The sequence below is a fragment of the Streptomyces sp. NPDC000594 genome (assembly GCF_040299965.1).
In the GTDB taxonomy this organism is placed as follows: domain Bacteria; phylum Actinomycetota; class Actinomycetes; order Streptomycetales; family Streptomycetaceae; genus Streptomyces.
This window is the reverse complement of the sequence record NZ_JBEPCY010000027.1, coordinates 93,974-104,224: the sequence shown is the minus strand read 5'-3', so window position 1 is coordinate 104,224 and position 10,251 is coordinate 93,974. Positions and strand designations below refer to the sequence as shown.

Sequence of the window (10,251 nt, the reverse complement as noted above, 5' to 3'; positions counted from 1 at the left end):
CACAAGGTCGCCGACGCCCTCGTCTACGCCAAGCTGCGCGAGGCGTTCGGCGGCAGGCTCCGGGCCGCCGTCTCCGGCTCGGCCGAGGTCCCCGGCGCGCACCGCCGTATCCGGCCCGGACCGGGTCACCTATGCCCCGTACACCCGGGCCAGGGACCGCAGCGCGGCGGTCCAGCCGTCGGCCAGATGCCGCACCTCGGCCTCGGTGAGCAGCCGGCCGGCCCAGACCCAGCCGGCGTCCAGCCGGGGTCCGCCGGGGCCGTCGCCCACCGAGACGGTGATGTCCAGCACATGGGTGATCGGCGCCTCCGGGTCCCGCCCGCTGCCGAGGACTCCCGCCTCGGGCGCACCGCCCCAGTCGACCCCGACGGCCCCGGCGGTCCCGTTGTCGGCCCGGCCGCCGGGGACGGCGAACCGGCCCAGATAGTCGAACTGCACCTCCGGCTCCTCCCCGAGACCGGGATGGAGCCGCCGCAGCGGACCGTAACCGATCCCCGAGTCCGGTACGGACGCCAGCGCCCCGGCCATCCGGCCCACCAGCTCGACCGGGCCGCGCTCCGGGTCGGCCCCCGCTCCCCGGGCGTCCAGCACCACGGGGTGTACGGAGGTGAACCGCCCCGCGGTACGGGAGAGGTCGGCGCCCGGCAGGAGTTCCTGCTCCCGGCCGTGGCTCTCCAGCGCGACCGTGGTGCGGTCGGCCGCTGTCTCGCCCCGGTCGCGCCGCCACCGGGCGAAGGCGGGGGTCAGCGCCCCCAGCAGCACGGCCCGCACGGAACCGGCGTCCCGCAGGGCGGCGGCCCCCAGCAGCGGCCCCGTCTCCTCGGGCCCGAGCCGCACTTCGAGTCGGCGCAGGGTCCGTACCACATCGACCGCCGGGTCCAGCCGCCGTCCGGCCAGCGGGCCCCCCACATCGGACAGGACCCCCCGCCAGTACGGCAGTTCGCCCTCCCGCCCGGCACCCAGGGTGTCCAGATGCCGGGTCCAGGTGCGGTACGAGGTGGGCACCGGCGGCAGCGCGGGCTCCCGCCCCTCATGGGCGGCCTCCCACGCCGCGCGCAGATCACCGTGGACGACCCGCCAGGTGGCCGCGTCCACGACCACATGGTGGAGCAGGATCAGCAGCCGGCCCGGCCGCGACGCGCCCGCGTCGAACCAGACCACCCGGAGCATCCGGCCCCGGTCCGGGTCCAGCAGCTCCACGGTCTCCAGCAGCTTCTCCCCGATCACATGGGCGAGTTCGGGGCCGTCCGGGACCTCGGCGACCGCCACCCGCTCGACCAGGGCCCCGGCCGCACCGGTGTCCCCGCCGGGGCCGGGCACCGACAGCCGCCAGTGCTCCCCGGGCCGCCGGTCGAGGGCCGCCCGCAGCACCGGATGACGCTCCAGCAGCGCGTGGACGGCGGTGACCAGCCCGTCCCGCCGCAGCCCGGCGGGGACCCGCAGCACCGTGGACTGGCAGTGCCGGGCGAGCGGCCCGTCCAGCTCCCGCAGCCGGTCCAGACCGGGGACGAGCGGGGTCTCCCCGACGGCGGCCGAGGGATCCTCGGCGGCGACCGGCGACGCGCCGTCGCCGAGGACCGCGGCGAGCGCGGCGGGCGTCCGCAGATCGAACACCTCGCGCGGCGAGAGCTTCCAGCCCTCCGCCCGTACGGCGGCCACCAGATGGAGCGAGACCAGACTGTCCCCGCCGAGGGCGAAGAAGTCGTCGTCGGCGCCGATCCTGGGCAGCCCCAGGACCCGCGCCATGACCGCGCAGAGCAGGGTCTCGGCCGCCCCGACGGGCTCCCGGCCGACCGCCGAGGCCCCGAAGTCGGGCGCGGGCAGCCGGTCCTTGTCCAGCTTGGCGTTGGCCGTCAGCGGCAGTTCGGCGATGACGACGACGGCGGCGGGCACCAGATGGCCCGGGAGCCGCCCGGCCAGCCCGGCGCGGAGCGCCACCGGGTCCGGCGCCGCCCCCGGCCGGGGCACCACATAGCCGACGAGCCGCCGCACCCCGCTGTCCGTACGCGCCACCACCACCGCCCGGTCGACACCGTCCAGGGCGGTCAGCGCGGCCACGATCTCGCCCGGCTCCACCCGGAAACCACGGATCTTGATCTGGTCGTCCACCCGGCCGAGGAACTCCACCGCCCCGTCGGCGGTCCACCGGGCCACGTCGCCCGTGCGGTACAGCCGGCCGCCGCCGCCCCCGAAGGGATCGGCCACGAACCGCTCGGCGGTCAGCCCGGCCCGGCCCAGATAGCCCCGGGCCAGTCCGGCGCCGCCGATGTACAGCTCACCGGAGACCCCCGGGGGCACCGGCCGCAGCCAGGCGTCGAGTACATGGACCCGGGCGTTGTCCACGGGCCGCCCGATCACCGGCCGGTCGTGCTCGCCGACCCGGGCGAACACCGAGTCCACGGTGCACTCGGTCGGGCCGTACAGATTGACGGTCTCCGTCCCCGGCAGCTCCCGCAGCCGCGTCCACTGCTCCTGCGGCACCGCCTCGCCGCCGACCCCGAGGAGCGGCACCGGGCAGTGACCGCCCTCGGTCAGTCCGACGCGTTCCAGCTCCGCCAGGACCGAGGGCGCCACCTCGATGAAGTCGATGGTGTGCTCCCGCAGATAGCGGTGGAGGGCCTCCGGGTCGCGCTGGATCTCCTCCGAGAGCACATGGACCGTATGCCCGTGGAAGAGCCAGAGCTGCGGCTGCCAGGAGGCGTCGAAGGAGAACGACCAGGCGTGGCCGACCGCCAGCCGCCGCCTGCCGGTCCGCTCCACCACCGGCTCGTACAGATTCCGCCGGTGGCTGTGGAAGAGGCTGACCACATTGCGGTGCGAGACGACGACCCCCTTGGGGGTGCCGGTGGAACCCGAGGTGTGGACGACATACGCCGGGTGGTCCGGCCGCAGCGCGGTCACCGGAGGGGTGTCCGGCAGCCCCGCGAGCAGCGCCACTGTCCCCGGGTCGTCCACCACCACGACCTCCGGTACCGGCGCGCCGGCGGTCGCCGCCCGGTCGGCCAGCGCCCGGGTGGTGAGCAGCAGCCTCGGCGCCGTGTCACGGACCATGAAGGCCAGCCGCTCCGCCGGGTAGTCCGGGTCGAGCGCGAGATGGGCCGCCCCGGCGCGGTGCACCGCCATGATGGCGACGAGCATCTCCTCGCTGCGGGGCAGCATCAGCGCCACGACCTCCTCGGGTCCCGCGCCGTGCCCGGTGAGCAGATGGGCCAGCCGCGCCGAGCGGGCGCCGAGTTCGGCGAAGGAGAGGACGGTGTCGCCGCTGACGACGGCGGGCGCCTCCGGGTCGGTCGCGATCCGCTCCGCGAGCAGCTCCGGCAGGGTCTGCTCGGGGTGGGGGTGGCCGGTGGCGTTCCAGCCGGTCAGGATCTGCTCCCGCTCGGCCGGGGGCAGCGCCTCGATCCGGTGCACCGGGGACTCCGGCCGGTCGGCCAGCTCCCCCAGCAGATGTGCGAGCCGGTCGAGGAGCGCCTGGGCCGCCGCCTCGGTGAAGAGGTCCGGACGGTACTCCAGCAGCAGCTTCCCGGCGGCCGGGGCGACGACCAGCGTCAGCGGATAGTGCGTGTCGCCGATGCTGGTACCCCCGGTGACCCGCAGATCGCCCGATTCCTCCGCCGCCTGGAGACCCTCCGCGTCCACCGGATAGTTCTGGAAGACGAGCAGGGTGTCGAAGAGTTCGCCGGAGGTGGCCTGCGGCAGACCGGCGAGCCGCTGGATCGCCGAGAGGCCCAGATGCTGGTACGCGGTGAGGCGGGACTGCTCGTCCTGGAGCCGGGCGAGGACCCGGCGGACCGTGCCACCGCCCGCCGGCCGCCGCAGATCGACCCGGACCGGCACGGTGTTGATGAAGAGCCCGGTCATCTCCTCCACACCGTCGACCTCCGGCGGGCGGCCCGAGACGGTGGCGCCGAAGAGCACGTCCTCCCGCCCGGTCTGCCGGGCGAGGAGCAGCCCCCAGGCGAACTGCATCACCGTATTGGGGGTGACATCGGCCATCCGGGCCAGCTCCGCCAGCCGCCGGGAGAGCGAGGCGTCGACGGTGTACGTGAGGTGCCGCGAGGGCACCGGCCGGCGCGCCGGGTCCGCCGGGACGACCAGGGTGGGTTCGACGGTCCCGTCGAGGGCGGTACGCCAGGCCGCGCGGGCGGTCTCCGGGTCCTGCCGGGTCAGCCACCGCAGATACTCCCGGAAGGACCGGCGCGGGGCGGGCACGGGCGCGTCGCCGGCGCGGGCCGCGTACAGCTGGAACAACTCCTCCAGCAGCAGCGGCACCGACCAGCCGTCGAGGACGGCGTGGTGGTTGGTGACGATCAGCGCGCAGCCGCCGTCGGCGGGCAGCTGGACCAGGCGCAGCCGCAGCAGCGGCGGGGCGGACAGGTCGAAGGGGCGCAGCCGGTCGTCCTCGGCCAGCCGCGCCAGCACATCGCCGGACCCGGACCCGTCACCGGACGCGGATACGGAGCCGGACGCGGACCCGTCACCGGGCCCCGTGGTGCCGTCGCCGGCCCCGCGGAGATCGGTGATGGTGACATCCGGTTCCACCGAGGCCAGGACGGCCTGCACGGCCCGCCCGCCCGCGGTGCTCACGAACGCGGTCCGCAGATTGGCGTTGCGGTCCAGCAGATCCCGGGTGGCCGCACGCAGCGCCTCGGGATCCGGCGCGCCCGCCAGCCGCAGCACCAGCTGCATGGTGTAGACATCCAGCCCGTCCCCGGCCAGCTCGGTCAGGAAGTGGAAGCCCTCCTGGAGCGGCGCGAGCGGCCAGACATCGGTCAGCCCGGGGAAGTGGCGCTGGAGCGCCCCCACCTCGGCCTGGTCGAGCGCCACGAGCGGGAAGTCGGACGGTGTCCAGGTGGCGGGCGCGGCCAGGTCCGCGAGGGTGAGCAGGGCCGCGCACCACAGATCGGCGAGACGTTCGGCGTCCTCGGGCGCCAGCACGGCGGGCAGATGGGCCCAGGTGCCGGTGACGACCGGGCCGTCGGGGCCGTCCACGGCGGTGGTGGTGATCTCCAGGGGGAAGAGGACCGGGGCGCGGTGGCGCCCGGTCACCGTCACCGTCTCCGGTGCTACCGGCCATCCCGCCGGGGCCGAGGGAGCGGACCCGGCGGGCAGGTCGTGGTGGGCGAAGGAGATCTCCGGGGTACGCGGCGGCGCGCCGGCGCGGTCGCCGAACCGGTGCAGCAGACCATGGCCCACGCCCCCGTCCGGGGTGGCCCGGAGCTGCTCCTTCACGGCGATCAGCGCGTTCCGCGCGGCCGTGCCGTCCTCGGCGGCCCCGGCCGGGTCGGCCCCGGGGATCTCCAGGACCACCGGGAAGCGGGTGGTGAACCAGCCGACCGTACGCGACAGATCGCTGCCGGGCACCACACCCGCGGCGCGCCCATGGCTCCGTACCGCCACGACGTCCGGCCCGGGGGCGGTGTCTCCGCGCTCCCGTCGCCACTGGGCGAGGGCGAGCGCGGCGGCGGCGAGCGTCACATCCTGGACGGTGCCGTGCACCGAGGCGGGTACCTCGGTGAGCAGGGCGCGCGCGGTGGCACCGGTGAGGGTGCGGGTCACCCGGGCGACCTCCGCGGAGGTCCCGGCGGTGTCCGGGGTGGTGCCCCGGGTCGGCCGGATCGCGTCCTCGGAGCGCCGGTCCGGTTCCGTGGCGGCGGTGGCGAGTGTCACATCGTGGACGGTGCCGTGCACGGAGGCGGGCGCCTCGGTGAGCCGGGCGACGTCCGCCGGGGTGTCACCGGTGTCCGGGGTGGAGCCCAGCGCGGGCGCCGGGGCGGTGTCCCGGGCCAGCCAGATCGCGTCCTCGGAGCGCCGCTCCGGCTCCGTCGCGGCGTCGGCGAGCCCCAGGGCCCACTGCCGGAAGGAGGTCGTGCCCTCCGGTGTGCCCTCCGGCCAGTCCTCCGGCGTGCCGTCCGGCGTCGCCGACCCGGCCGTCCCGGTCACCGCCGCATGGGCGGCGGCCAGATCGTCCAGCAGCACCGGCCAGGACTCCTCGTCCGCCGCCAGCCGGTGGACGGCCAGTAGCAGCCGCCCGCCCCGCGTGGGGCCGAGATCGGCGTGGACGGCACCCACCAGGTGCCCCTCGGCGGTGTCCAGCAGGCCGATCGCCTCGGCGGCGTGCTCCGCGAGCCGCTCCGGCACCAGCGCGTCCGGCACCCCGGTGAGATCGGCCGTCACAAGCGGTGGCACCGCTCCGGCGGGCTCCGCCGGGATGTCCAGCGCCCCCTCGGGCACCAGGACGGCCCGGAGCACCGGATGCCGCTCGATGAGCAGGCCGAGGGCGGCGGCGAGGGTGGCGGGGGTCGCCTCCGGCGGGGTGACCAGCGCCCGCCACTCGTACAGCTCCGCCAGGACGCCCGCTTCCCGCGCCCAGCGCATGACCGGGGTCAGCGGGAGCCGTCCGGTCGGCGGCAGGACCCGGGCACCCGGGGCGTCCAGGGTCCGGGCGACCCGGGCCAGCGCGGCGGGCGTCCGGTGCTCGAAGACCTCCCGGGGGGTGAGGGCCAGTCCGGCCCGGCGGGCGCGGGCGACCAGCCGGATGGAGAGGATGCTGTCGCCGCCGAGGGCGAAGAAGCTGTCCTCGGCCCCGGCCGCCGGGATGTCGAGCAGTTCGGCGAAGAGCCCGGTGAGCAGCGCCTCGCGGATACCGCGCGGGGCGGCCCCGCCCGCGTCCGCCCCCAGGTCGGGGGCGGGCAGCGCGGCCCGGTCCAGCTTGCCGCTGGGCGTCACCGGCAGCCGGTCCAGCGTGATCATCGCGGCGGGCACCATATGGGCGGGCAGCCGCTCCGCCAGCCGGGCGGAGAGCGCCTCCCGATCGGGCACCGCGTCGCCCCGGGGCACCAGATACGCCGTCAGCAGGGGCCTGTCCGGCTGGTCCGTACGGAGCAGCACGGCGGCCGAGGCGATCTCCGGCTCCTCGCCGAGCACCGCCTCGATCTCGCCCAGCTCGACCCGCAGGCCCCGGAGCTTGATCTGGCCGTCGGCCCGGCCGATGAAGACCAGGGCACCGTCCGGCCGGCGGCGCACCAGGTCGCCGGTGCGGTAGAGCCGTTCGCCCGGGGCGCCGAAGGGATGGGCCACAAAGCGCTCGGCGGTCAGCGCGGGCCGGGCGTGATAGCCCCGGGCCAGCTGGCAGCCGCTCAGATACAGCTCCCCGGTGACCCCGTCGGGCACCGGCCGCAGCCAGGCGTCGAGGACATGGGCACCGGTGTTGTGGACGGGGCGGCCGATGGGCACACCCCCGGAGCCGGGACCGGAGTCGTCGGCGCCGGGGTCCGGGGAGACGGCCGGCCAGGCGGTGACATCGACCGTGGCCTCCGTCGGCCCGTACAGATTGTGCGGCACCGCACCGGGCAGCACCGCGCGCAGACCGTCGGCGACCGCCCGGGGCAGGGCCTCCCCGCTGGCGACGACGAGCCGCAGCGTGGCGCAGCCGGCCGCGGACGGCTCGGCGGCGAAGGCGGCCAGCATGGCGGGGACGAAGTGCGCGACGGTCACCCCGTGCCGCTGGATCGCGGCGGCGACCTGCGCCGGGTCGGTGTGGTGCCCGTCCTCCAGCACGACCAGCGGGGCGCCGGTCAGCAGCGGCAGGAAGAACTCCCACACCGAGACATCGAAGCTCGCCGGGGTCTTCTGGAGCACCCGGTCGGCCGGGCCGATCCCGTACTCGTCCGCCATCCACCGCAGCCGGTTGACCAGCCCCGCGTGACTGACGGTCACGCCCTTGGGGCGGCCGGTGGAGCCCGAGGTGTAGAGGAGGTACGCGGCGTTCCCGGGACGCAGCCCGGGGTGGACCGCCGCCGGACGGGCGGCGGCGAGCGCGGCCCCGGTCTCCGGCGCGTCGAGCAGCAGGACCTCCACGCCGTCGGGGACGGGCAGGGAATCGGCGTACCCGGTACGGCTCACCACCACCCGGGGCGCGCTGTCCCCGAGGACATGCGCGATCCGCTCGGCCGGGTGGCCGGTGTCCAGCGGCACATAGGCGCCGCCGGCCCGGTGCACCGCGTGCAGGGCGACCACCAGCTCGGCGGAGCGCGGCAGGGCGACGGCCACCCGGACCTCCGGACCGACCCCCCGCTCCCGCAGCAGGGCCGCGAGCCGCCCCACCCGGTCGTCGAACTCCGCCGTCGTCAGCGTGGTGTCGCCGTCGACCAGGGCGACCCGGTCGGCGGGTGCGCTCCGGTATCCGTCGGCGAGCAGCTCCGGCAGGGTGCCGGCCGGGAGCGGCCGGGTCTCACCCGTACCGGCCGCGAGGATCCGGGCCCGCTCGGCCGGGGTGAGCACCCCGGCCCGGTGGAACGGCAGATCCGGCCGCTCCGCGAGCGCGGCGAGGAGCGCGGTGAACCGGTCGGCGAGCGCACGGGCGGTGGACTCGTCGAAGAGGCTGGTCTGGAAGGTGAGCATGCCGGTGATGCCCGCCCCGCCGGGCCGCTCCGCGAGGGTGACCATCAGATCCAGCTTCGCGGTGTGCGGGTCGGCGCTGACCGGGGTGACGGTCAGTCCGGGCAGGGTCAGCTCCTCGTCGGAGACGTTCTGGAAGACCAGCATCACCTGGAAGAGCGGGTTGCGGGCGAGCGTCCGCTCCGGCGCGATCATCTCCACCAGCTGCTCGAACGGCAGATCGGCGTGGTCGAAGGCGGCCAGGTCGAGATCCCGCACCCGGGCAAGGAGTTCCCGGAAGGTCGGGTTCCCGCTCACATCGGTCCGCAGGACGAGGGTGTTGACGAAGAAGCCGACGAGATCGTCGAGGGCGGCGTCGGTGCGCCCGGCGACCGGGGTGCCGATCGGCAGGTCCGTGCCCGCGCCGTGCGCCGCGAGCAGCACCGCGAGCCCGGCCTGGGCCGCCATGAAGACACTGGTGCCCGTCTCCGCGCTGAGGCTGCGCAGCACCTGATGGGTCCGGGTGCCGATCTCGAAGGTCACCGTCCTGCCGTCGTGGTGCTCCTCGGCCGGCCGGGGCCGGTCGTAGGGGAGGGCCAGCTCCTCGGGGGAGCCCGCGAGCGCCTGGCGCCAGTGGGCGGCCTGCCGGGCGGCGAGGCTCTCGGGGTCGTCCTCGGTGCCGAGAAGCTCGTGCTGCCAGACCGCGTAGTCGCCGTAGCCGACGGGCAGCGGCTGCCAGCCGGGCTCGGCGCCGCTGACCCGGGCGGCGTAGGCGGTGCGCAGATCCTCGGTGAGCGGGCGCATCGACCACTCGTCACCGGCGATGTGATGGAGCATCACACACAGGACATGGTCGGTCCCGGTGCGCAGCACCCGTACCCGCAGCGGTATCTCGGTGACGATGTCGACGGGATGGGTCACCTCGGTGTGCACGGCCTGCTCCAGATCGGCCTCGGCGACCGTGCGCACGGAGATGTCCGCGGCGGCCCGTGCCGCCTCCTCGTCCAGGATGTGCTGGTACGGCAGTCCCTCGGTGTCCGGGTAGACGGTCCGCAGACTCTCGTGACGGACGACGACATCGCCGACGGCCCGCCGCATCGCCTCGATGTCCAGCTCGCCGCCGAGGCGCAGCACCAGGAAGAGGTTGTACGTGGCGCTGGGCCCGTCCAGGCGGTGCAGGAACCACAGCCGGCTCTGGGCGAAGGAGAGCGGCAGCCGCTCACCGGGGACCGGGGTGCGGGGGGTGAGGGGAGCGCGCCCGGTGCCGCGCGGCAGCACGGTACCGGCGAGCGCGGCGGGCGTCGGATGGTCGAAGACATCCCGCAGCGCCACATCGGCGCCGAGGGTGGCCCGGAGCCGGTTGGCGAGCCGCATCGCCAGCAGGGAGTGCCCGCCCAGTCGGAAGAAGTCGTCGTCCGGCCCGACCCGGGGCAGCCCGAGGACATCGGCGAACAGCTCGGTGAGGACCGCCTCGCGGGGGTCTCGGGGGGCCCGGGTCTGACCGCCGGACGCGGCGGACTCCGGACTGGGCAGGGCGGCCCGGTCCGTCTTGCCGTTGGGGGTGAGCGGGATCTCCGCCAGCTCGATCAGGAGCGAGGGCACCAGATACTCCGGCAGCCGCTCGGCGAGGAACTCCCGGACACCTGCGGCGTCCCCGGTGAGATAGCCGACGAGCCGGGTGGCGCCGGAGGCGTCGGGGGAGCCGATGACGACCGCGTCCCCGACCGAGGGATGGGTGCGCAGCACGGCCTCCACCTCGCCCGGTTCCACCCGGTGGCCGCGGACCTTCAGCTGGTGGTCGACCCGGCCCAGGACATGGAGGGTGCCGTCCGGCCGCAGGGCGGCGAGATCGCCCGTGCGGTAGAGCCGCGC

At 75.8% G+C, this 10,251-nt stretch carries 1 protein-coding gene (running past one end of the window); it reads right to left on the bottom strand.

The annotated features are described in order from the left end of the window. Positions 1-129: 129 nt before the first annotated feature. Positions 130-10,251, bottom strand: partial view of a non-ribosomal peptide synthetase gene (locus tag ABT354_RS28475; protein WP_351498912.1) — the 3' portion only. The gene runs 7,209 nt beyond the window's last position; only the last 10,122 of its 17,331 coding nucleotides appear in the window; its start codon lies off the right edge, out of view; it ends in the stop codon at positions 130-132.